General features: G+C 43.4%; 22 protein-coding genes, 3 pseudogenes and 1 riboswitch. Of the genes and pseudogenes, 18 read left to right on the plus strand and 7 right to left on the minus strand.

The window, feature by feature from the left end; all coding sequences use genetic code 11:
* Window positions 1-174: 174 nt before the first annotated feature.
* Together JCM14108_RS06855 and JCM14108_RS06860 are read left to right on the plus strand one after the other, a co-directional pair.
* The gene (locus JCM14108_RS06855; protein WP_035179560.1) at window positions 175-624 is read left to right on the plus strand and encodes a LytTR family DNA-binding domain-containing protein; all 450 of its coding nucleotides are present in this window, start codon (window positions 175-177) and stop codon (window positions 622-624) included.
* 2 nt (window positions 625-626) lie between these two features.
* Window positions 627-1,376: a LiaF transmembrane domain-containing protein gene (locus tag JCM14108_RS06860; RefSeq protein ID WP_035179564.1), complete on the plus strand. Its 750-nt coding sequence runs from the start codon at window positions 627-629 to the stop codon at window positions 1,374-1,376.
* Between the two features lie 55 nt (window positions 1,377-1,431).
* On the opposite strand, the gene JCM14108_RS06865 is transcribed toward JCM14108_RS06860, so the two are convergent.
* Window positions 1,432-1,707 carry a type II toxin-antitoxin system mRNA interferase toxin, RelE/StbE family gene (locus JCM14108_RS06865; protein ID WP_035179567.1) on the minus strand — a complete coding sequence of 92 codons (276 nt, stop codon included), beginning with the start codon at window positions 1,705-1,707 and terminating at the stop codon, window positions 1,432-1,434.
* Window positions 1,708-2,937: 1,230 nt separating this feature from the next.
* Here JCM14108_RS06865 and JCM14108_RS06870 point away from each other — a divergent pair.
* Window positions 2,938-3,801 carry an alpha/beta hydrolase gene (locus JCM14108_RS06870; RefSeq protein WP_035179569.1) on the plus strand — a complete coding sequence of 288 codons (864 nt, stop codon included), beginning with the start codon at window positions 2,938-2,940 and terminating at the stop codon, window positions 3,799-3,801.
* A gap of 179 nt (window positions 3,802-3,980) precedes the next feature.
* Here JCM14108_RS06870 and JCM14108_RS06875 read toward each other — a convergent pair whose 3' ends face one another.
* A complete protein-coding gene (locus JCM14108_RS06875; RefSeq protein WP_035179572.1) occupies window positions 3,981-4,637 on the minus strand; it encodes a YczE/YyaS/YitT family protein in 657 nt (218 codons plus the stop codon).
* Window positions 4,638-4,773: 136 nt separating this feature from the next.
* Here JCM14108_RS06875 and JCM14108_RS06880 point away from each other — a divergent pair, with 136 nt between their 5' ends.
* Window positions 4,774-5,394, plus strand: coding sequence for a hypothetical protein (locus tag JCM14108_RS06880; protein WP_035179574.1), 621 nt, complete (start codon window positions 4,774-4,776; stop codon window positions 5,392-5,394).
* A 187-nt stretch (window positions 5,395-5,581) separates the two neighbouring features.
* Here the strand turns inward: JCM14108_RS06880 and JCM14108_RS06885 are convergent, their stop codons facing one another.
* Entirely contained in the window at window positions 5,582-5,788 is a 207-nt protein-coding gene (locus JCM14108_RS06885; protein WP_235807119.1) for a hypothetical protein, read from the minus strand.
* Between the two features lie 164 nt (window positions 5,789-5,952).
* Between JCM14108_RS06885 and JCM14108_RS06890 the strand changes: the two genes are divergently transcribed.
* From JCM14108_RS06890 to JCM14108_RS06900, 3 genes are all read left to right on the plus strand, one after another.
* Entirely contained in the window at window positions 5,953-6,192 is a 240-nt protein-coding gene (locus JCM14108_RS06890) for a hypothetical protein (RefSeq protein WP_035179612.1), read from the plus strand.
* Window positions 6,193-6,382: 190 nt separating this feature from the next.
* On the plus strand, window positions 6,383-7,897 hold the full coding sequence (gene glpK, locus JCM14108_RS06895) for a glycerol kinase GlpK (RefSeq protein WP_035179579.1): 1,515 nt from the start codon (window positions 6,383-6,385) through the stop codon (window positions 7,895-7,897).
* A 2-nt stretch (window positions 7,898-7,899) separates the two neighbouring features.
* Entirely contained in the window at window positions 7,900-8,163 is a 264-nt protein-coding gene (locus JCM14108_RS06900; RefSeq protein WP_035179582.1) for a hypothetical protein, read from the plus strand.
* Window positions 8,164-8,250: 87 nt separating this feature from the next.
* Here JCM14108_RS06900 and JCM14108_RS06905 read toward each other — a convergent pair whose 3' ends face one another.
* The 4 genes and pseudogenes from JCM14108_RS06905 to JCM14108_RS06920 all read right to left on the minus strand — a co-directional run bounded on the left by JCM14108_RS06905 (window position 8,251) and on the right by JCM14108_RS06920 (window position 11,871).
* Window positions 8,251-8,682 (minus strand): hypothetical protein, encoded by a 432-nt coding sequence (locus JCM14108_RS06905; protein WP_035179585.1) that lies wholly within the window; start codon window positions 8,680-8,682, stop codon window positions 8,251-8,253.
* A gap of 33 nt (window positions 8,683-8,715) precedes the next feature.
* A pseudogene (gene rlmD, locus JCM14108_RS06910) lies at window positions 8,716-10,133 on the minus strand (23S rRNA (uracil(1939)-C(5))-methyltransferase RlmD).
* A 312-nt stretch (window positions 10,134-10,445) separates the two neighbouring features.
* Window positions 10,446-11,294, minus strand: coding sequence for an aldo/keto reductase (locus JCM14108_RS06915; RefSeq protein WP_035179587.1), 849 nt, complete (start codon window positions 11,292-11,294; stop codon window positions 10,446-10,448).
* Between the two features lie 94 nt (window positions 11,295-11,388).
* Window positions 11,389-11,871: a GNAT family N-acetyltransferase gene (locus JCM14108_RS06920; protein WP_035179590.1), complete on the minus strand. Its 483-nt coding sequence runs from the start codon at window positions 11,869-11,871 to the stop codon at window positions 11,389-11,391.
* Window positions 11,872-12,067: 196 nt separating this feature from the next.
* On the opposite strand from JCM14108_RS06920, the pseudogene JCM14108_RS06925 reads away from it, so the two are divergent.
* The 11 genes and pseudogenes from JCM14108_RS06925 to JCM14108_RS06965 all read left to right on the plus strand — a co-directional run bounded on the left by JCM14108_RS06925 (window position 12,068) and on the right by JCM14108_RS06965 (window position 21,640).
* Window positions 12,068-12,924, plus strand: a pseudogene (locus tag JCM14108_RS06925) (oxidoreductase).
* Between the two features lie 248 nt (window positions 12,925-13,172).
* Window positions 13,173-13,281: riboswitch (TPP riboswitch) on the plus strand.
* A 152-nt stretch (window positions 13,282-13,433) separates the two neighbouring features.
* The gene (gene thiM / locus JCM14108_RS06930; RefSeq protein WP_035179593.1) at window positions 13,434-14,222 is read left to right on the plus strand and encodes a hydroxyethylthiazole kinase; all 789 of its coding nucleotides are present in this window, start codon (window positions 13,434-13,436) and stop codon (window positions 14,220-14,222) included.
* Window positions 14,223-14,262: 40 nt separating this feature from the next.
* Window positions 14,263-15,084 (plus strand): bifunctional hydroxymethylpyrimidine kinase/phosphomethylpyrimidine kinase, encoded by an 822-nt coding sequence (gene thiD / locus JCM14108_RS06935; RefSeq protein ID WP_035179596.1) that lies wholly within the window; start codon window positions 14,263-14,265, stop codon window positions 15,082-15,084.
* A complete protein-coding gene (thiE, locus tag JCM14108_RS06940) occupies window positions 15,081-15,737 on the plus strand; it encodes a thiamine phosphate synthase (RefSeq protein WP_035179598.1) in 657 nt (218 codons plus the stop codon). The genes thiD and thiE overlap by 4 nt, the downstream gene beginning before the upstream one ends.
* Before the next feature lie 136 nt (window positions 15,738-15,873).
* Window positions 15,874-16,728 carry a hypothetical protein gene (locus JCM14108_RS06945; protein ID WP_035179599.1) on the plus strand — a complete coding sequence of 285 codons (855 nt, stop codon included), beginning with the start codon at window positions 15,874-15,876 and terminating at the stop codon, window positions 16,726-16,728.
* 251 nt (window positions 16,729-16,979) lie between these two features.
* Entirely contained in the window at window positions 16,980-18,551 is a 1,572-nt protein-coding gene (locus JCM14108_RS06950) for a hypothetical protein (protein ID WP_035179601.1), read from the plus strand.
* A 313-nt stretch (window positions 18,552-18,864) separates the two neighbouring features.
* Entirely contained in the window at window positions 18,865-19,656 is a 792-nt protein-coding gene (locus JCM14108_RS06955) for an ABC transporter ATP-binding protein (RefSeq protein ID WP_035179603.1), read from the plus strand.
* Complete coding sequence (locus tag JCM14108_RS06960; protein WP_237745744.1) at window positions 19,653-20,435, plus strand: FecCD family ABC transporter permease; 783 nt, start codon at window positions 19,653-19,655, stop codon at window positions 20,433-20,435. Before JCM14108_RS06955 ends, JCM14108_RS06960 begins: the two co-directional genes overlap by 4 nt.
* On the plus strand, window positions 20,432-20,638 hold the full coding sequence (locus JCM14108_RS15230; protein ID WP_237745745.1) for an iron chelate uptake ABC transporter family permease subunit: 207 nt from the start codon (window positions 20,432-20,434) through the stop codon (window positions 20,636-20,638). The genes JCM14108_RS06960 and JCM14108_RS15230 overlap by 4 nt, the downstream gene beginning before the upstream one ends.
* Window positions 20,635-20,775, plus strand: a complete 141-nt coding sequence (locus JCM14108_RS15235) for a hypothetical protein (protein ID WP_237745746.1) — start codon at window positions 20,635-20,637, stop codon at window positions 20,773-20,775. The genes JCM14108_RS15230 and JCM14108_RS15235 overlap by 4 nt, the downstream gene beginning before the upstream one ends.
* A pseudogene (locus tag JCM14108_RS06965) lies at window positions 20,766-21,640 on the plus strand (FecCD family ABC transporter permease). Before JCM14108_RS15235 ends, JCM14108_RS06965 begins: the two are co-directional and overlap by 10 nt.
* The last annotated feature ends 2 nt before the right edge of the window (window positions 21,641-21,642 follow it).

Below are 21,642 nucleotides of genomic sequence, written 5' to 3' on the forward strand. Positions count from 1 at the left end.
AATAAATTAACGGGGTTTTAAAGCCGGCGTCATCAGATTACGCCGACCTTGAACCCCGTTTTAATATCAGATTTTAAACCGCTTGAACATGGGAAACGACCACTTAAGCAAATGGGATTTACCCTACTGGCATATAATGGTCTAATAGAAACAGACAAAGAGGAGCGGTGCCAATTGAAAGTGCGTGTGGAAATCGATAATGAATTAACAGACAAAGAGATCGTGATTCGGGCACCTGAGTATGATGCCGAAATTCAGGAACTTTATCAATCGATTCAAAAATCATTTGGTTGGCAGCACCCCCTTATCTTTTACAAGGGCACTTCAGAATATTACCTTAATTTGGATGAGGTGCTGTTTTTTGAAACGGACGGCCGCCAAGTCCATGCCCATACGAACGATGATGAATACGTGATTCATCACCGGCTGTACGAGTTGGAGGAATTGCTGCCGGGTAGGTTTGCCCGGGTTTCTAAATCGGCCATGATTAATATTCGTCAGGTATACGCGCTGACCCATTCACTTTCGAGTACGGTTGTCCGCTTTCAAGGTTCTCAAAAGCAGGTCTATGTTTCAAGGCGTTATTACAAGGTTTTAAAGGAAAAATTGAAAAGGGGTAGGTAAGTATGGGAAAAGCAGTTAGGCAGCGTTGGATTGCCGGTTTGGTATTCTTGCTGGCTGCACTGGGTTGGCTGGCGGTTGAAGTCGGCTGGCTGAACTTTCATATAAATGGTCTGACGTTTGTTGTCACGATTATACTGGCAATTATTTTAGGATCGTGTTTGATGCGCTTAAATATTTTCGGCAGTGTTTTCGCGGCAGCTTTTCTGGTAATGCTGTATGCGGGACCGTTGGGGATTACCAAGTTGGTTCCCTGGACAATCTTGGGAGTCGCGTTATTGCTCAGCGTTGGCCTGTCGCTTATTTTAAGCCCAATTGTTCATAAACAGCGTTGGAAAAAATGGCAGCGCCGGTTTGATTGGGATGATCGGGGAAGCCAGTGGCATACGCCGGACTTTATTGATAGTACTGAAACCAATGATGATTCTTATATCCATATCAATGCGCGAATGGGGGATGCGGATCGCTATATTGAAAGTCAGGATTTTAAGCAGGCGGATATCCATGCATCAATGGCTGACGTGAATGTTTACTTTGACAAGGCCAAGATTCAGGGGGATACGGCGATCATCAATATTGATGGTTATATGTGTGATATTGATATTACACTTCCTCGGGCGTGGAATGTCGTGAATAATCTGGATCCCTATTTGGGGGGCGTAGTGGTTAAAGCTAAAACCGGTGACCCGGATCAACCCACTGTGTATCTTAATGGCCGTATTAGTTTAGGTGATTTTAAGCTCTTATATGCTTAACTAAAAAACGCTTCAACAATTTCCGACTGGGAAAAGTTGAAGCGTTTTTAGTGGTTTAAATCTCGCCATGACGACCTGTGTCCAAAAAGCGGATTGTTTCGCCCTGATACTCGTAAATCAGCAGCCAGCTGCCCTTGATAAAAAGTGCCCGTTGGGGTTTGCGGCTTTTAATGACGTGATCGTCATAGCGTTCGGCCGGATGTTGACCGTTGAGTAGGACTTGTTCAATTGCTTTAAACTCCTGGTCGGTGTAACGATTTGCCCGAATCATATTTTGATAATGCTTTTTGAACCGGGATTGATATTTAGGCTTATATTTCGTAGAAACCACTTCTTTATTTGATATTAATAATTTAACTTTATCATGAAAATCAAGATGATAAGATAGAAAAAGCCAGGACTGGGGGGTCCTGGCTTAGTAGTATCAATATTCTGAGGGGAATATGAATATGAAAAGTAACAAATTAATGGGGGTTAATTTATCACCTATTGGGGGGAGAAGAAATATTAACTATCTCTTCTTCATGCTTTTAATATACAGGATAAATTTAAACAAAAAAGGACGAAAGTGTGAATATTTTGTGATTTCTTCAGAAATATCTTTAAGAATTTAGAAAGCCTTCTTTGAAAAGCTTGAATTTTGGTATGAAATTAAGTCGAAAATTGATTTTTCTTAAAAAAGGCCAAAAAAGAAAAGGTGTGGGGGCACCTTTTCTTTGCTAATATCTTTATTAATTTGAGGGGGAAATGAAAGTGAAGCCAAAATAACCTGAAATTCATCTTTTATGTGGAAATAATTAGTGGCTCTTTGACATCTCTTTACTGTCTATAATGTACTCTAAAATTGTAACGAAAGTATGCGCAAATTGTGAAGAAAGTGTGAAGATTATCGAAAAGCCCATCGTATAAAGGATTAAAAGGCTAAAAAAAAGTTCGACTTTATTTTATTTTTTGAGGAAATGTCAGATTTTTACCAATTTTTGACGAAAATCTGACGAATCATGATAGGCTTATTTTGAGGGGAGGTTAGGACAGCTCCGCAAAACAACACGCTGCATGTAAGGGATTTATTTCAAAAACCCAAATCCAGGGTTTCCGAAATAAATGCCTTACACTCCGAGTGTTACCCGTTTTGCTTCGCTCACTGTTCTAGGACTGCTGCGCTACCCCACAAACCTGCATGTAAGGGATTTATTTCAAAAACCCAAACCCAGGGTTTCCGAAATAAACGCCTTACACTCCGGTTTATCCCGGGGTAGCTCCGCACACTACAAAAAAAGATAAGACACGGGGATGTCTTATCTTGTGATACCTATATTCTAGGGGAAGAATATGAATACAAAAGTAATAAATTAAATTAAAGGGGGATTTAATTTATTGCGGCATGAGTGATTTCTTTTATCTCATGCAACAGGTATTACTATATAGGTGAGTTGTTGCCAAATAGTGAAATTTGTGTGAAGATTTTGTGAATTTCTTGATTTTTTTAGGAAACATGTATGGATAATTATGTGATATATCACATTGATTACATAAAAACTATTTTTAGGAAGTGTCCGCAATGAGTTTTACAGCCAAAAGGCTCCTTAAGCAACTAAAAAGAGAAGATTACAAGCAGGCTGTCAGTCACAGCTTCCTGCATCCCAATCAAAAGGCAACGCTTTTTACGGATAAAAGTGATCATTATAAAATTTATCAGATGAATTTTGGCCAATTGGTAACAATTTCGCCAACCACTAGCCCAGATAATCAAATTCTTTATTTTCACGGCGGGGCTTTCACGGTACCGATGAATACGGATCAGCTTGAAATGATTACTAAAATTGCGGTTGAAGCCAACAGCCGACTGCAAATCGTTGATTTTCCCCTGTTACCCAATCATTCGGCAACTGAGATGTTAGAATCGGCACAAGAAGCCTTGGATCGGGTTTATTCGCCTGATTTACCAATATTTATTGTCGCAGACTCAGCAGGAGCAGCTATCGCAATGCAGCTGTTAATCAATAATCAACCTAAGATAGCCGGCACTTCACTAATCTCGCCTTGGCTGGATATGTCGTTAACCGATCCGGAGCTTGCTGAACGAGAAGAAAATGATGTTATGTTGTCATTATCGGTTTTAAAACAAATTGGTAGCCAATTTAAAGCTGGTTTGACCAAAGGAAATTGGTCTGATGTTTTTGCCCCTGAAAATTTGGCGATTGGTGATATTCAAATTTTTTATGGTGAAAACGAATTGTTAGTGCCAATTAACGAAAAATTCGTGAAGACACTCCGGCAGACCCCGGGCACGTCGGTGCAGGTAACAACGTTTAGGGATGGCTTCCACGATTATACGCTGTGGTTTAAACTGCCAGAAACCAAAAAGACGTTTAGGGGGATTGTGGCGTTTATAAGAAGCAGAGTGCGGAGAAAAACGGTTTGACCCCAGAATATAAGCGTCTCCCTGGATATTCCTGGTTTTGGAATGTTCAGGGAGACCGCTTATATGGCCGGGGTCAGTTTTTCGGAGCACGTTTCAGCTCGGTATGATTTGCGAACTTATATGGCCGGGGTCAGTTTTCAGAGCCCGTTTCAGAACGGCAGAACTAGCACTTTAAACATTTAAAGGTCCACGTGGTGCTTCAGTTTTGGAAAAGCGTGGGTGTCCGACCACTTCATCATTTCGCCTTGGAAGATTAAGGCAAAGGCAGTCCCAAAACCGATCGCGTAAATCTTACCGGTAAAGAAGTAGGCCAATGCCGAAATAATAACGGGTGGGATGTAGCTCAGCCATTGGGAAGTAACCGCGCTGCCGGAAATGTATTTGAAGCGGATGATGTAGGCCAGGTCATCGTTGGGATGCATAATCAGATTGGCTCGGGCATACATGGAGACTGCCATTGCGACGCAGAATAAACCGATCATGTCTAAAATCAACCGAAGCCAGAAATTATATGTAGGCACGCCTAATGAATCAAAAATCCATTGGGAAAATTGAACCAGATAACTGAAGGGAACGGTGTAGAGTAAGTTGGAAACGAACCTGCGACGATCAAAAGAGCCGATCATCAGCTGATTGGCGATGGTGACGATAACGCCGTATAGAAAAAGAGTCGTTCCTAATGGTATGTTGACCCATTTGGAAAGGTTAACCGCTGAAGCAGTCCACACGGCACTTCCCAAGTTAGTTGAAATTGCCAGCGCGTTTCCGGCTGAGTTAATCACAATGGAAAGGCAGAGATAGCCGAACCGTTGATTAAAATCTTGAATTTTAGCCATTTTATTTTCAAATCCCCTCAAAAGTCTCAATACGATTTATTGTATAATAATCTTTTTGCTTTGGAAATAGCTCGGGGGCTAATTGATTCAATTACGTAGTTAATCATGTTAACATTTAAGATAAGAAGGTGATCTTGTGGAAAAAGCATATTCAGAAGTTGAAGCGGAGAGAAACTTCGAGAAAAATCGCCTTTGGTTTAGTCGCTTTAAAACGACCCGCTCATTTCAAAAGTTGACAAAACCGGAGAAGGTAGCTGCACAGTACGTCACTCAGGCGTTTATAGGGTTGGCTTATAAGTATGAATTGCGAGAGCCGCGACGTTACACCGCTAAACTGGTAAAAAAAGTCCTGCTGGAATTATTTCCAAAAAGGATTGCGGCTACTAACGTCTTTTTTACATCAGTTATCCCCGTGATGCGCCGATATTTTATTTTTTTAGGTGTCCAACACAAAATCAGTAACGCTGATACATTGGTTCGGGCACTGGATTCAGTTGGCACCAAACAGTTACTGGATGGTCATCAAAATCACCGAAATTGGGATGCCCATAAAACAAAGGCCATGACAATTTTAATGGGAACGGCCGATCACGTTGACCCCAAAAAAGTCGCGGCTTTTGAAGCAGATTATAATATGGGGGTGCCGTTAAGATTTTGCTTTGACCTGGGTGTTTATCGGAAACCTAAAAATATTATTTTACTCACGGAAGGATTGCGAAGAAGGTTTGAGCAAATTCTGTATGAAAAGCATAACTAATGCCGGGGTTAAGCCTGACAGGAAAAGCAACGTAACATTTTGAATTAGTAAGAGAATAATAAAGGATGCGAACCTGAATGGCAAACGTGCTGATAAAAATGCCCTTTCACTGAAGCAACGAATGGTTGTTTGAGGAAAAGGCATTTTTATAGTTTCTAATTTGAATTGATTAATCATTAGTTAGTCGCTAATCGAGTTCCTGGATTTTTTTGATTACTTTTAAGTTAATGGCAGTTACCCCCTTGGCCGGCTGGTTGATATAGGCACGGTCATCTTTGACAGCCGCAACGGTGCCGGTGATGTGGCCGTTGTCGGTTATCAACATGACCAGCTGTTGGGTTTTGTAAGCTTTAATTAATTCGTTTGAAAAATTTTTTGACGTAATTGTCATCATTTCTCACCTCGGTTGGATAACTTTTAGTATAGTTCAGATTGAAGCCTTATGTAAATACAATTTTCAAATAAAATTTTAATCTTTGAAATTTTTACTATCACTTTTTTCCAATTAGCGCTAAAGTGGAGATATAGTGAGATAAGTGAGGTGAAAAAGACATGGAGATGACTGAACGCCAATTAATCCAGGAGATTTTAAACACGGTCGATGTGATTTATAAATTCGTAAACACCGATGACGATAAGAAGGAATATGAAATTATAATCAATCGCCAGGATGGCGATAAGCGACCGCTTGAAGAAATTAACCAAGAGATCAAGCATTACTTTACCGATGCCGATTTTAGTTATGACGAGAAACTAAACGACAACGGTGATGATATTCACGTTGATGTAAAACGGTAATTGGTCTAGTTATCTGATCCTTTTAAACCATTAATTACTGGGCAATTTGAACTAGTCGGTGCATTATGGTATAGTTCATAATGTGCCTTTTTGTTAGGGAAATAAGATTGTCAAACAGTTAATTCGGGACGATTTGTGGTACTATTTTGCATAAAAATGAAATCGTTTCCGAATGATCGGAGGGAATTAGATGCTTACAGACAGACCAAAATATGTACTTTCGATTGATCAAGGTACGACCAGTACCAGAGCAATGATTTTTGACCATAACGGCCGAAAAGTAATTGAGGCGTTTAAGCCGATTAAACAAATTATTCCGCATAACGGCTGGGTTGAAACGGATCCTAATGAAATTTGGACTTCCGTTTTGAACGTTATTTCGTCCGCATTTATCGATGCCGGGATTCACCCCGAGGATATTGCGGGGATTGGAATCGTTAATCAACGTGAAACAACGCTGGTTTGGGATAAGAAAACCGGCGAGCCGATTTATAATGCAATTGGTTGGCAATCAAAGCAAACCGCTCCCTTGGCCAGAAAGTTAAAGGACGGGGGCTATTCAAACCTGATCCACAAGAAGACCGGCTTAATTATTGATTCTTATTTTTCAGCAACCAAGATTCGCTGGATTTTGGATCACGTGGACGGTGCTCAGAAACGAGCTGAAAAGGGCGAATTGCTTTTCGGAACGGTAGATACCTGGCTGGTTTGGAAATTATCCGGCGGTGAGTATCACGTAACCGATTACAGCAACGCCAGCCGAACGATGTTGTTTAATATCCACGCGTTGCGATGGGATGACGATATTTTAAGGTTGTTGAACATCCCCCGGGCAATTTTGCCAGCCGTGAAAACATCTAGTGAATTTTATGGCACAACCAAAAATTATCAGTTTTACGGCATTGAAGTCCCGATTGCCGGAATTGCCGGTGACCAGTCGGCCGCTTTGATTGGTCAATTGGCTTTCGATCCTGGTATGATCAAGAATACTTATGGTGATGGTGCTTTTATTATGATGAACACGGGCACCAAACCGGAACTTTCCGATGATAATCTTTTGACGACCATCGCTTACAATATTGGCGGTAAGGTAACGTATGCGCTTGAAGGATCGATTTTCTCGGCCGGGACGGCACTCAGCTGGCTGGCTGACAGTCTTAAATTAATTGATAACGTCCCTGAATCCCGGCAGGCTGCCATGAATTCAACGGATGACGATGAAGTTTACGTTATCCCGGCTTTCAATGGTTTGGGGGCGCCGTATTGGGAACAGGATGTTCGGGGCGCTGTCTTTGGCCTGACCCGTGGGACAACCAAAGATGATTTTGTTAAAGCGACGCTGCAGTCAATTGCTTATGGCACCAAGGATATTATCCAAACCATGGAAGAAGATACCCATATACGAATCCCGGCATTAAAAGCAGATGGTGGGGCTTCCAGAAATAGCTATTTAATGCAATTTCAGGCTGATATTTTAAATATCCCGATTCAACGGGCGGCCGATGAAAATACGACCGCGTTTGGCGCTGCAATTTTGGCCGGGTTGGCTGTCGGCTACTGGAAGGATATTGATGAAGTTAAGCACTTGGCGGAACCGGGACGACAATTCGAACCGAATATGGCGGAAAATCGTCGGAAGCGTTTATATCGTGGCTGGAAAGCAGCCATTGACGCAACCAGGTCATACCGGTTGACGAAACTTTAGAGGTGATTACAATCGAAGCAGCAGGCAAAGCAAAACGAAAAGTTGAAGAAACGTACATTGTTTATGATGGCGAAAATCATGATGATGTGATGAATTTTGTTAAACCACTTGACAGTCATGTAACAAAGAAAAAGAATAAGATTCAGATTGTTACGCCGCGGGGGGCAACTTCGGCTGAACCGGAGGAAGTCATTGTTAAAAGTCCTGGTAATCGAATTGAAATTTTCTCTCAAGATGAGTTCGCGGCAGTATACGATGTTTTATAGGACCGTTTTAATTTGATGGTTAAAAATAATAGAGCTGCCTGTAAGCTGATAAATTTTCAGCCTGCAGGCAGCTCTGTTGATTAATGGTTATTTTTCTTTTAGATAGTGAGCACTGACCAGTAATTCCCGCGACCGTTCATCCGCAGGCGTATAACCCAGTTTGAAAAGATGCTTAAAGTACATCATATTATAAATCAGCATCCAAACAACACCGAGAAAGTATTCGCCGGTATAAAAGGTGATGCTTAGGGGCTGGACCAGATACATAGACAGGCCCATTCCAGCGATTACTTCAACGCCCAGCATACAGAAAAAGTTGTACCAATCGGAACGAAAGACCGGCACCAGAATTTGAAAGAAAAGGGCGGTAAATGACAGCCCGACTTTGGCGATTCTAATCTGACCGGTTTTTTTATTAACAACAGTCGCAAAATTAGGTGGGATCGGAATTAAGTTCCGTGGATCATTATCGTTATTGTCGTTGTTATCATTATTCCCATTTCCGAATGGATTTTGCATGGTATTCCCCTTTCTAAATGGTGTTTCAGTAGATTATTTCTTTTTAAATTTAACAACGCATTCGCATCGGGATGTTTGGGGCATTAAATCCACCGATTGAATATATTCGACATTGTACTTCCGAGTTAATTTTACTAGATCACGAGCCAAAGTCGAGGGGTTGCATGAAATATAAACGAACTTTTTCGGGGTAATGTCCAAAATTGTCTTAATTAAGGAATCTGCCAAACCGGTCCGTGGTGGATCAACAATCAGCGCCGTTGGTCGCCAGCCATCTTCAATCCAAAGCGGCAGCAGGCTTTCTGCTTCACCGACTTCATAAATGGCGTTCATAATCCCGTTTTTAATGGCGTTGGCGTTGGCATCGTCCACGGCCGCTTTAATGGTATCCATACCGCGAACTTCACGGACTTTATCGGCAACCGAAAGTCCGATGGTGCCCACACCGGCGTAAGCGTCCACCAACTTTTCCTTGCCGGTCAGATCAAGCGCCTTGAAAGCCTCTTGATACAGGACCTCTGTCATTTCGGGATTGACCTGTAGAAAGGCCCGTGCAGACAGGTCAAAGGAAAGCCCGTTTAAAACTTCCGTAATCTTTTCCTTACCAGCCAAATGAATAGTTTCGGGCCCCAAATAAGAGAGGTCTTGCCCGGATTAACATTTTGCATAATTGAAACGACTTCGGGTAGTTCGGCGGCGATTCGTTCCAGCAGCTGCCGTTTCTTTAACAGCTTTTTACTTTGCGTAATAAATGTTACCTGAACTTGATCGGTCGCGGTTGCGGCACGAACAACGACCGTTTTAATAATCCCGGCATTCTTCTCTTCATCATAAACAGGGATTCCCAATTCGTCGATTATGGCGACAACTGCCCGCATGACTTTCATTGTCAGTGGGTACTGCAAAGCGGAAGTCTTTAAATCCACAACGGTGTGGCTGCGGTGCTTGTACAGACCGGCAATCACCTTTTCGCCGTCACTTCTGACTTGAAAAGTTGCTTTATTTCGATAATGAACGGGATGCTCCATGCCGATTGTCGCTCGGAGTTTATATTTTCGATAACCGGCGGGCTTATACTTTTCAAGCGAGTCTTTAATGACGTCCCGTTTAAATGTCAGTTGTTTATCATAAGCGAGATTTTCCAGCTCAAAGCCACCGACATCATTGGCGTAGTCGTCAACCGGCTGGATCCGATCATCACTTTTTCGAAGGATTTCGACCAGCTCTGCTCGGATAAAATTGTGTAAATCCTCAATAACGTTGACAACAACTTTCTCAGTTGGTAGGGCACCCGGGACAAAAACCAGCTTATGTTCGTAGTAGCCGATTCCCTCGCCGTTGATGCCGAGCCGTTTAATGGTTAATTTTAATTGTTCACCCTGATTAACGTGAACTTGTGGTTTTTTAGTATACATGAAACCGTCCTTATATCTATAGTTATTATGTATCATAGCACAGAGTAGGGGGCTTTCGCACCTGCTTGTACTTTCAAAGGCTGGCTGATTGCTGCTTCAGGTTAACCGGCGACTAATAAATCTTAATGAACTGAGAGTGGGACGAAAGGCGGTTAACTTCCAGAGCGTAATCGAATTATCCGAATATTCCGGGCTTGAATGTTTGGATAATTTGATTACGTGGTAGGAAGTTGCCTTTCGGCGCACGTTTTCGCTTAGTAATAATCGTGATCACACACAAAAAGCTGGACAAAATTGCTTTTGTCTCAGCCGTTTTAACTGGATCGTATTGTAAGGTTAAAGTTGGTTTTACCAGGTTGCCGTATCGGGGTCGGTTGCCAAGCCGGCTTTACCGTGAAAGCCGTCGATGGTTTTCATATCGGCATTGGAAAGATTAAAGTCAAAAATATCGGCATTTTCCCGGATATATTTTTCGTGGACGGACTTTGGCAGTGGCAAAAAGCCGTGCTGAAGCGACCAGCGAAGGACAACCTGAGCCGGGTTCTTGCCATATTTGCGACCGATGGCTGCTAATTCCGGAATCTTTAAAATGCCACCGGTTCCAAGGGGGCTATAAGCTTCGGTTAAAATATCGTGGTCGTTGTTGTATTCAACTACGCCCGGCTGCATGTCGGAAGGATTGATAAACATTTGGTTGACCATCGGCTTCACTTTGGCTGTTTCCAATAGGGCGGCAAGGTGTTTTTCACGGAAGTTGGAAACACCGATTGCCTTGGCAGTACCCTTTTCGTAAAATTCTTCCATTGCCCGCCAGGATTCGGCGTTGGCTTTTTGCCAGTCATTTCTGAAATCAACCGGATTTGGCCAATGAATCAGGTAGAGGTCAACGTAATCAAGTCCCAGCTTTTCAAGCGAGCGGCCGAAAGCTTCCTTGGTTGCTTCATAGCCGTGGTCGGCATTCCATAATTTGGTTGTGACAAAAAGGTCTTCCCGACTGACGCCGCTATCGCGAATGGCTTTGCCGACACTTTCTTCGTTGCCGTAAGCAGCCGCCGTGTCAATGTGGCGATAACCAATGTTTAAGGCCGTTAGAACGGCGTGATAAGCTTCCTCACCATCTGCCGATTGCCAGGTACCAAAGCCAACCTGTGGGATTTTAACGCCGTTTGAAAGGGTGTACGTATCTGTTAATGACATTTTTTAAACCTCCTAATAATAAATAAGTATCTTTACTAATCGTACTGGAAAATTTGAGGGTCGACAAGTGTTTTAACATTAAAGGCAAGTGATGTCAGAGCGTCATTAAGTAGAAAAGGTCCATTGAATCGTGTTCGCCGCCGTTAAGCGAGTGGGCTAATTTGTGAAAGCCGTATTTTTGATAAAGGTGGACGGCGGTTTTGAGGTTGTGGTGGGTTTCCAGATAAAGTTTTTGATAACCGGCTTTTCGGGCAAAGGCAACGGCCGTGTCTAATAGTTTGTAACTCAAATGATGCCCGCGAGCAGCCGGCAGTAAGTATAGTTTTTGCAGTTCGGCAATCCCGTTTTCGAAATCGTATTCGCCAATGCCGGTACCGCCAAGAACCTGACCAGTTTCATCAGTCACTACGAAATACTGGCGTTGGGGAGTTTGCTGATAAAAGTCGCTTAGGTGGTCGAGTTCTTTGTCGAAGTAAGCAGTGCCGGGAATCGCCAACCCGTAAAATTTAAGCGTTTGGCGAACAATTGCTGCAAGCGCGGCATCGTCCTGCTTTTGAATCGGATGAATAGCATACATGAGTGAATCGCCTCGAATATTGTTTTAGGAATGATGATAGCACAAAATAAGTGTGCGGAGCAAAACGATTAGCACCCCTCAATTTAAAGGCAGTCGTTTTACAGAGAAAGTAGCTGGCAGTGATATAATTAAACTATTAAATCTTTTAGCCACACAGCGTTACTTGGATGCAAATAACGGAAGGACGGGATTGTTTATGAGCCGAAAAGTTGCCATTGTAACCGGCGCTTCATCCGGAATTGGAAAGCAGATTGCGAAAAATCTGCATCGAAACGGGATGGACGTTTATGCTTTATCAAGAAAAGTTTATCAAATGAACGAATTGGATGATTTGGGCATTCATACAAAACATTTGGATGTTACTGATTACGATGAAGTAGATCAGGTTGTTGATCAGATTGTCAAAGAGACTGGTCGAATTGATGTTTTAGTGAATAATGCCGGTTTGGGCGTCTTCGGTCCGGCTGAAGAAGTGGCTTTGAGTGAGGGAGAGTATGAATTCAAGGTCAACGTTTTTGCGGTTATGAAATTAATCCAGGCGGTTCTGCCCACAATGCGAAAGCAAAAAAGCGGTCGAATTATCAATGTTTCGTCAATTGACGGTAAGATATACAATTTACTGGGCAGTTGGTACGTTGGCTCCAAGTATGCTATCGAAGGCATTAGCGATGCTTTAAGGCTTGAATTAAAACCGTTTGGGATTGACGTTATTGTGATTGAGCCTGGGGCTATTCGCTCGGCATGGAAGGATACGGCAACTGGTAAAATGGTTGAAAGAGCGGCGGATGGCCTTATGCCAAACTGGCTCGTCAATCAGCGGATTTCTTCTCAATGGCTTATAAGTTTGCGTCGGAGCCCCGGGTAGTTGCTCGAATGGTGGATCGAGCAGCATTCTCCAGAAGACCAAAGACCAGGTATGCAGGCGGTGCGGGCGCAAAGCCGATTCTCATGATGAGAAAGCTGCTGCCGGACAGATGTTTCGATTCGTTTTTAACCGCTATCAACAAGTACGCACAGAAAATCCTGAATAAGCAGACGGCATTTAACAGGTAGTGTGCGAAGCAAAACGGGTAGCACCCGGAGCAAAGTGGTTAATGCCCAATTTATTATTAATTTATACGCTTTTGGATTGCAAAAGACCACATTATATGTGAAAATAAAGTTGTTAGATATAGTAAAGGAAAATATGTATTCTTTCTGAGGGGAAGAATCGGGGATGTGGCAATTTAAGCCCTGCCAGATCCTCTTTTTTCTTTGCTATTGATTGACTACGAAAATAATATCAATTATTCTTAAATTAAACACAACACTAGGGGTGCCGCCAAGAAGCGGTTGAGATGGATCTGTTCGATCTGGTCCCTTGGAACCTGTAAGACAATGCTTGCGTAGGGAAAGTGATGGATGATGTATCTAAAAGCGATTGGTGCTTTTAGATGGTCGTCTGTGAATGGGTGCTTAATACGACCATCATAAAAATCAATATCCATACGTGAACCGTTTCGGACTGCAGGCAATTAACAAAGTTGTCGGCAGTCCTATTTTATTTTAAGGAGTAGAAAATAATGAAAATCGATTTATTGGATACATTGCGTGAAAAGAATCCGATTGCGTTTAATATTTCCAACTTTGTGACAGTTCAGGATGTTGCCAATGGTATCAATGCGTTGGGAGCTTCTCCGATTATGTCTGAGGAACAGAATGAAGCAGAAGCGATGGTTAAAATGGCAAACTCAATCACAATTAATTTGGGCGCCTTCACCGAACAGCAGCTAAATCAGATTGAGACGGTAATGACCTTTGCCAATCAATACCATAAGCCGATTGTGGTTGACCCGGTGGCGGTCGGGGCCGTTCAATATCGACTGGAACGTTGTAATGAACTACTCGCGCAAAAGCAGGTGGCAGTGATTCGGGGTAATATTGGTGAGGTTGCCGCACTGGCAGGTGTTGATTGGAATGCCAAGGGGATTGATGCCGGTGAAGGATCCAGTGATCCGGTTGAAACTGCCAAAAAGTTGGCAAATAAGTATCATTGTGTGGTTGTTGCAAGCGGCAAAACGGACATCATCACGAATGGTGAAGCGGTGATTCGGGTCTTTAACGAGTCCGATTTGTTCAAACTGTATGTTGGCTCGGGCGATATGCTGTCGAGTACAATTGGTTGTTTTGTTGGTGTGGAAGAAGATTATTTTGAAGCTGCCCAAACAGCTGTCGTCGTCTTTGATGTTGCCGGTGAGGTTGTCGCCAAATCAATGTCCAAACCGCTCGCTGGTTCTTTTGGCCCCCAATTAATTGATGAATTACATTTAATTGATGTTAAGACGGTTGAAAAATATGCTAATTTCGAATAAAAATTGATTGCGTTGAAGAAACGTTTAAAGGAGGAGCAGCATGGTTAACGAAACAGTGCAAACACTCACAATTGCGGGGACAGACAGTGGTGGCGGTGCCGGTGTGATGGCAGATATTAAAACAATGCAGGAACGCCACGTCTTTTCGGCGGCAGTAGTAGTTGCCGTAACGGCTCAAAATACCATCGGCGTTCAGGACTTTATGGCAATGCCTAAAAAAATGATCGATGAACAATTCGCTTCGGTGGCCGATGATTTAAAAATTCGGGCCTGCAAGACTGGGATGTTGGCTGACGTTCCAACAGTTGAAGCAGTAGTTGAGAATTTGAAGAAATATGATTTGGGACCGTTGACCGTTGACCCGGTAATGATCGCCAAAGGTGGTGCCAGACTGTTATCTGAAGACGCCATTAGTACCGTTCGTGAAAAGTTATTGCCGTTGGCAGACATTTTAACTCCTAATTTGCCGGAAGCCGAAGAGTTGGCTGGTATGAAAATTGAAACGCATGATCAGATGATTCAGGCTGCCAAGAAGCTTCAGGGATTAGGTGTCAAGAATGTTTTAATCAAGGGTGGTCATCAAACCCAGTCTAAAGAATCATCGGACTTTATTTTATTGGAAAACGGCCATTCTTTTTGGGTGAGTGCGCCAAGAATCGATACCAAGCGGACACATGGTACCGGTGATACCCTATCGTCGTGTATCACTGCCGAGTTGGCAAAGGGCAGTGATGTCGAAACGGCCATTCGAATCGGGAAACAATATGTTCAGGCCACTATTGCCAATGGCATTCAAGTTGGACACGGTCATGGCCCACTGAATCATTGGGCCAAGATTGCCGAAGAAGGTGGCAACCAATGACAATGACGTTTAAGTCGGAAATGCTGCGGGCTTACTTTATTGCTGGTACCCAAGATATTAAAGATGATAAACGCACGTTACCGGAAGTGGTTGAACGGGCTTTAAAAGCAGGGGTTACCGCCTTTCAGTATCGTGAAAAAGGCATGGGCTCATTGCAATCCCGACAAGCACGGGTTGAAATGGCTCATAAATTGAGAAAATTATGTGCGAATTTCCAAGTACCATTTATAATCGATGACGATGTGGCGCTGGCGGTCGAAACCGATGCCGATGGTATTCACGTTGGTCAAAAAGATGAGCGGGTTACCAAGGTTATTCAGCAGGTAAATGGTACGATGTTTGTGGGTCTGTCGTGTGATACAAAGTCCCAGATTGAAGCAGCCAATGTGACTGACGGTATCAGTTACATTGGCAGCGGTCCGGTTTATCCAACCGGTTCCAAAGCGGATGCGGATCCGGTTATTGGCGTTAATGGTCTGAAGCAGTTGGTAGCGGTCAGCCAACTACCGGTGGTTGCGATTGGCGGCATTACGGAAACCAATATTTCGGAATTGCCGGCAACCGGTGTAAAGGGCGCTGCGGTCATCTCGATGATTGCCCAAAGCGATGACATTGAGCGAACAGTTAAGCGGATGCGGGCGGTCTTCTCGTGACTTTTTTCCACAGTAATGGTTTATGTTTCGGGGGATAGCCGCTTTGCTCCGCACACTGTTTTTCGCCCGCTTTGCTAAAATTCCCACATTACCGTATGATTGAAGTAGTAAATTTCAATGATTGGCAGTGAATTGGATGGCGACTCAATCAAAGCGGAGCCTCTCCGCACAGTTTCGTAAAATACAGGAACAAATTGATAACAGTAAATCCGGAAAGATTGTTGCGAATACCAAACTAAACGGCAACCAACACAGATTTCGAATTCAGTCGCATGGTAATTCGATTGACTTTAATGGCCCTGAATGGTTGGTTGACAGTTTTCGCCAAGCAAATATGAATGGTCGGCAACTGGAAGATAAATATCCGGCTCATAAGAAATTCTTCGAGCGGATTGCCGGGCTTAATTGGACTTGGATTGATCAGATGCCCTTAGATTCTGACCGTATCGATCGGCTTTTAAAGCTGAACGATCGGGCATTGAACCAGGTATTTGTAGATACGTTGATTCAAAACAACCATCAGCTTTTGAATCAAAATTTGGATGACTTGGCGTCGGCTTTGGACAGTGGTCATGCCAAACAAGTAAAAATTATCAAACGGTTAATTTATGAATCTCGGGATAATTACATTGTGCTGTTTAACGTCTTATTTTCGATTTTAGAAATGGTAACGGTGCAAAAATACGGTCAGTCCAGAACGGCAACTTGGAATTATAATCCGTCGCTAAATGAGATTAAGCGGATTAATGAACAAATTAAAACCGATCGCCATAAACAATTTGGGCGTCTGCTTGAACTTAATGAATTAGATGTTTTGTCGGGTTTATATAAATTCTTTGATTTTAATTCGTACCGGTTGGAAACGATGCCGTATTCCAGGCACACGGTTGAACATGGTAAATTTGATCCGAACAACTATACCTTTACGGAGTTCATGCAGCTGGTATTGCTTAGTCGAAATATCGCGGTTTCTCTGAAAGCAGATCAGTGAGTTTTAGGTTGATAATTAAATGATTGAAATCCAGGCGGCTTCTGTCACACCACGTGATGTAGTAGCTGCCTTTTGCATTTGGGATAACGGTTTTGTTCCGCACACTATGTTACACTATATTTACTTACTCATTACATTTGTTGGTTTTTGATAAAAAACCAGGCATAAACCTTGTGCTTTGTCAGATAAATCGTTATAAATGAATATGAGTCATGAATTTTATATTTTATAAATTAAGGTGGGGATATGTAATGAAGGGACATTTTAAGTTTGCTGTTTTGACAGCACTCTTATTTGCGTCCGCCGGAATTTTCGGAATCGCCGGTAACGTTAACGCTGACGTTATCGACGCACCCGGCTCGGCTGGCTCGATTAAGCAGGTTAATGCCGGTAACGTGTTGAAAGACTACAGTGAAGAAGCACTTAACACGGTTGATAACGATACGCCTCAGGGGAATACTTCCAAGAAATATACCAAGTACGATCTTGATCCAACGGGAATTAACGAGGCTAACTCGTACTCAACAATTTCAGGTAGTTCGCAATCCAATACATTTAAAACCAAATGGTTCTTGCCGGATGGTTTTAACGTTTCCAATTTACAGCATGGTAACTTCCAAAGTGTCACTATGGATGATAGTGGGAACGTTTACTTTGTTGAATCAAATGGTACCAATACCAATCAGGGAGCGATCGTTAAGTTTAACATGGCCAAGCTTCAACAGCTCGGTGTTAACAACGATCCATTAGCACTTTGGCAGGCATTTGATTACTTCAATCCGTACACAACCGATGGGCAGGCCCATAATGAAGAGTATGAACAAGCATACAACGAAATGAAAGGTTCATTTGATCAAATCAAGACGTTGACCAATACGCTGAACCAAAACAAGTCTTGGCAGAATAACCAGTTGAATTATCAGAAAAATGCTCAAAAGTGGTATTACTACTGGAAGAATAAGCGAAATAAGAATCAAAAAATTGTTAAGTCTGCCAAGTATTCTGCTGCTACCAAGCAGAAAGCAAAGCAGACCGTTAAACAGGCTGTTTCAAAGATGGCTCGCTGGATGAAGTCTTATCAGATGCATAAAAAGAAGGTTGCCAATTACGACACCAAAATTGCATCGATTCAAAATCAGATTAATACTTACCAGAGTCAGGTTGATTCTGTGAAGTCACAAAATCCGGAAATGTTCAAGTATGTTGATATTGCCCAAACGGCCCAGTTGTCGCCGGAAGTTGATATTGGTCACGGCCAAACCTTGGCCTTCAACCCGCAAAACAAACATATTTATCTGGCTGAAGACAATACCTTGACTGATTTAAAGACAAGAGACGATAACAATACCGTTCTTGAAATGGATCCAAACACCTTAAAGCCAATTCGTGAGTATAACTTCAAGATGTATCATGGTGACAGCGCCAACCTGCAGTTGCATACACTGGCCTTTGATAAGAGCGGTAATGCTTATTGGGGACGTAAATATGGTAAGGGATACATTCTGTTCTATGGTCGCTTGGATGAAAACGGGGTTTCCTTCCAAGCTTCACAGAACATGGTTGGTACCCGTGGCGGTAATACTAACCAGGGAATGAGTTATAACCCGCAAAATGATCGGGTATACTTTGTTTCTGATGATATTTTGACGTCCATTCCGGCTGAAAAAGTCCGGGATAGCAACTTTACGGCCGATGACATTCACTATCAGGCCTTTGATTCAAAGCGTGAGTTTGAGAGCTTAACGTTTGATCAAGATGGTTACGGCTATCTATTGGCATTGTGGCCGCCTGAGCTGTTGCAGTCAACCGAGCCGCTTAACTAACTCAGGGCTGGTTTGAATGTTTTCAGTTAAATCATTAAATAGATAATATTGGCATATTTTTCAAATGCTTCCATGACGGGGATTTCCTCGTTGTGGAAGCATTTTTATTTGAAACAAATTAAAAGATATGATGAATTTTATTCTAATTGTATTAAAAAATATATTGACAATAGTAATATTGTCCCCGTATACTTAGCATATTAATTTGTGAGAGGGGGTTGACAGAACAGTGTTTTGTCGAGCCCCTTTTTGCTTTAATGCAGATTAGAACTATTATCATGCTGGATTGTTTTTAAGAAAGGAGCTGGTATAAATGACAGCCATTTTGACTGCAAGTGACTTGACAGCCGGTTACGGTCGGAAAGTAGTGATTGCGCATCAGGATATTTTGATTCCCGAGGGAAAAATAACAGGACTGATTGGGCCAAACGGCAGTGGCAAGTCAACGCTGTTTAATACGTTAAATGGGTTCGAAGCGCCGATTTCCGGAACGGTTCAATTAGCTGGTAAACCGATTGGTAATTTCAATGCCCGGCAGCGGGCTCAACAAATCGCCTGTCTGCCGCAACGAACGATGATTCCGGAGGGGATTACCGTTTCTGAACTGGTATCTTACGGGCGTTATTGCCGGCAGCGGGGGCTTCACCGGTTGTCTCGCAAGGATCATAAAGCAATTAGGCAGGCACTGCGGGCGGTTCGAATGACGAGCAAAGCCGATGAACTGCTGACCAGCCTTTCCGGTGGGCAGCAGCAACGGGCCTTGATTGCGATGACACTGGCTCAGGACAGTCGGATTTTGATGCTTGACGAACCAACTACATATTTGGATTTGACCAACCAACTTGAGATTTTAAATCTGTTGCGGGAATTGAATCAAAAGCTTCAAAAGACCGTTGTGGTTGTACTGCATGATTTAAATGAGGCGGCTCGCTATTGCGATCATCTAATTTGCATGGTCAATGGTCGGGTTAAGGCAGCCGGTAACCCGAACGACATTATTACAAAATCAATTTTGGCCAGTGTTTTTAACGTTGATGGTGAGATATTGCACGACCATGGCTGCCCGCAAATTATGAATTGTCGTACCCTGGCGGTGTCATCATGAACCGGACGAAAAAGCAAACACTATTAGTGACCGGGCTGATAATCAGCTTGGGACTTGCCGGCCTGCTAGATACGCTGGGTGGCGTCAAGTGGCTGCCGATTTCTGAGTTTTGGCAGTCGACTTCTGGACTAACAGCACAGGTGCTGTGGGAGATTCGGGTGCCGCGGACATTGGCAGCGATGCTGGTTGGCAGTCTTTTGGCAGTTGGCGGCCTGCTTTTACAGACAATTTCGCACAACCCTTTGGCCGACCCGTCAATTATCGGGGTTAATGCCGGGGCTAATCTGGCTTTAATTATCGGGACGCTGTCAGGGATTGCCTTAACCGTGATTAATTCATTTTGGCTGGCAATTAGCGGTGCATTGGCTGCCTTTCTGATCATTATTGGCTTGTCCTCAAGTAAGCGGGGATTTGACCCGTTACGGTTATTGCTTGGCGGGACCGTTTTTTCAGGCTTTATCAGCAGTATTTCAATGGCGTTGAGTTTTGTTACAAACACCAGTCAACAGTTCCGGGTAATTCTGGTCGGCGGCTTTAGCGGTGCTAACTATCAACAGGTTGGGCTGCTGGTAGTGGCCGCAGTCATTGTTTTTGGCGGCATCGGTTTTTTCCGGACGGCTTTTACATTGTTGGGCCTTGATCGGCAGACGACGGTTGGTTTGGGGATCTCGTTTAAATATTTAATGACTGCAGCCATTGGTTTTATTGTTCTGGCTGCCGGCAGCGCGGTTGCTGTCGGTGGGAATATTGGCTTTGTCGGCTTGGCATCCCCCAAATGATTCATTTTATTCATCCGGGCTCTTTTAAAGCCAACGTGTTACCGGTCGCGTTAGGCGGCAGTCTCTTTATGGTATTGGCGGACTTGATTGCCAAAACGGCAGCCGGCTCGGTCGAATTGCCGCTGTCAGCGCTAAGTGCCATTGTTGGTGGTATCGGGTTATTTATTTTGGTGACGTTTAAAAAGAAGGTGGTGTCATCATGACAATAACCGGCAAAAAGAAACCGGCAGTTGTTTTTATTGTTCTGGGGCTTGTCTGGCTGGGGCTTTTACTGGCACTTTTATCATTTGGCGATATTAAGCTGAATGTTTTTGAAGTCTTGAAGTCCTTATGTGGCTGAGTCACGACTTGACGACCAACTTTGTTGTTTGGCAGCTGCGACTTCCCGGCTTACTGGCGGCAATTATTACCGGTGGTGAGCTGGCAGTCAGCGGCCTGCTTTTGCAGCTGCTGACCAAAAATTCATTAGCCGATCCCAGCATTTTGGGAATTAACGCCGGAGCCAGTTTGGGAGTGGTAGTTGCGCTGTTTGTAACAGAAGCAGTCGGTGTTCATCTGGTTTCTTCGTGGCTGCTGTTGGCGGCGCTGGTTGGCGGCTTCAGCAGTTCCGGCCTGTTGATGCTGGTCAATCGGCAGCAATCCGCCATAAAGACGCTTTTGGCGGGGGTTGCGCTTACTGCCGTGCTAAACGGTATCATTTTAATGCTTGAGTTGGAAATGAACCAATTCGATTTTGACAAGGTTCTGGTTTGGCTAAATGGCAGTTTTTGGAATTTAGGGATGCCGTTTTTGACGTTACAGTTGGGGCTGGGGATTGGATTAATCTTGGTAGTCCTACTGATGGTGCCGGCATTAAACGGACTGACTTTGGGGAACCGGGGGCTTATGGAATTGGGATCAATGTCAAGCTGGTTGGCAGCCTATTGATGGGTGTCGCTATTTTATGCGCCACCAGCGCGGTTTTAGTTGGCGGTGCGATCAGTTTTGTGGGGTTGATGGCCCCAAATATCGGTCGGCGGCTGGTTGGCCAACGGATGAAATACTTATTGCCGGCCAGTTGGGTGATTGGGTGTGCCATTATGATGCTGGCGCAATTTATCGCGACAAACGCGTTTGGCAAAACGGCTCTCCCGGTTGGTTTGGTTGTCTCAGCGGTGACGATGCCTTATTTTATTTATTTATTATTTGTGGAAAGGTTTGATTGATA

Origin of the sequence: Lentilactobacillus farraginis DSM 18382 = JCM 14108, assembly GCF_000583655.1 — a bacterium.
In the GTDB taxonomy this organism is placed as follows: domain Bacteria; phylum Bacillota; class Bacilli; order Lactobacillales; family Lactobacillaceae; genus Lentilactobacillus; species Lentilactobacillus farraginis.

Coding starts and splice junctions, on each gene's coding strand:
- JCM14108_RS06860 (WP_035179564.1), top strand. CDS start 627: ATGGGAAAAGCAGTTAGGCAGCGTTGGATTGCCGGTTTGGTATTCTTG.
- JCM14108_RS06870 (WP_035179569.1), top strand. CDS start 2,938: ATGAGTTTTACAGCCAAAAGGCTCCTTAAGCAACTAAAAAGAGAAGAT.
- JCM14108_RS06875 (WP_035179572.1), bottom strand. CDS start 4,637: ATGGCTAAAATTCAAGATTTTAATCAACGGTTCGGCTATCTCTGCCTT.
- JCM14108_RS06885 (WP_235807119.1), bottom strand. CDS start 5,788: ATGATGACAATTACGTCAAAAAATTTTTCAAACGAATTAATTAAAGCT.
- JCM14108_RS06890 (WP_035179612.1), top strand. CDS start 5,953: ATGACTGAACGCCAATTAATCCAGGAGATTTTAAACACGGTCGATGTG.
- glpK (WP_035179579.1), top strand. CDS start 6,383: ATGCTTACAGACAGACCAAAATATGTACTTTCGATTGATCAAGGTACG.
- JCM14108_RS06905 (WP_035179585.1), bottom strand. CDS start 8,682: ATGCAAAATCCATTCGGAAATGGGAATAATGATAACAACGACAATAAC.
- JCM14108_RS06915 (WP_035179587.1), bottom strand. CDS start 11,294: ATGTCATTAACAGATACGTACACCCTTTCAAACGGCGTTAAAATCCCA.
- JCM14108_RS06920 (WP_035179590.1), bottom strand. CDS start 11,871: ATGTATGCTATTCATCCGATTCAAAAGCAGGACGATGCCGCGCTTGCA.
- thiM (WP_035179593.1), top strand. CDS start 13,434: ATGAAAATCGATTTATTGGATACATTGCGTGAAAAGAATCCGATTGCG.
- thiD (WP_035179596.1), top strand. CDS start 14,263: ATGGTTAACGAAACAGTGCAAACACTCACAATTGCGGGGACAGACAGT.
- thiE (WP_035179598.1), top strand. CDS start 15,081: ATGACAATGACGTTTAAGTCGGAAATGCTGCGGGCTTACTTTATTGCT.
- JCM14108_RS06945 (WP_035179599.1), top strand. CDS start 15,874: ATGGCGACTCAATCAAAGCGGAGCCTCTCCGCACAGTTTCGTAAAATA.
- JCM14108_RS06950 (WP_035179601.1), top strand. CDS start 16,980: ATGAAGGGACATTTTAAGTTTGCTGTTTTGACAGCACTCTTATTTGCG.
- JCM14108_RS06955 (WP_035179603.1), top strand. CDS start 18,865: ATGACAGCCATTTTGACTGCAAGTGACTTGACAGCCGGTTACGGTCGG.
- JCM14108_RS06960 (WP_237745744.1), top strand. CDS start 19,653: ATGAACCGGACGAAAAAGCAAACACTATTAGTGACCGGGCTGATAATC.
- JCM14108_RS15230 (WP_237745745.1), top strand. CDS start 20,432: ATGATTCATTTTATTCATCCGGGCTCTTTTAAAGCCAACGTGTTACCG.
- JCM14108_RS15235 (WP_237745746.1), top strand. CDS start 20,635: ATGACAATAACCGGCAAAAAGAAACCGGCAGTTGTTTTTATTGTTCTG.